General features: G+C 40.6%; 1 pseudogene. It reads left to right on the forward strand.

Going from position 1 to position 323, the window contains the following annotated elements:
• Positions 1-21: 21 nt before the first annotated feature.
• Positions 22-323: pseudogene (locus KVT27_RS24090) on the forward strand (recombinase family protein); the annotation flags it as partial.

Here is a 323-nt window from a genome sequence, read left to right on the forward strand (position 1 = left end):
AGTATTGAACAACCGTAATCCAGTATCCACAAGAAAGACCCTAGCGATTTTTTAATCAATGGCTTAATGGAGTTATTAGACCAATATCAACGTTTAGAAATCTCTTTAAAGCTAGGGAGAGGGCGAAACAAGAAAGCCCAACAGGGCGGCTATGCAGGAGGAAATGTTGCATTAGGCTATAAAGTGAAGAAAGGTCAGAAAAGACTAGTTGTTGATGTGGGACAAGCACTGTCCGTTCAAAGAGTGTTTGACTTAATGGAACAGTATCCTTCATGGTCTTTAACTCAACTAGCAGAACAACTGAATGATGACGGACATCGAAC

This window comes from Lysinibacillus sp. GbtcB16, from assembly GCF_019091145.1.
GTDB lineage: Bacteria > Bacillota > Bacilli > Bacillales_A > Planococcaceae > Lysinibacillus > Lysinibacillus fusiformis.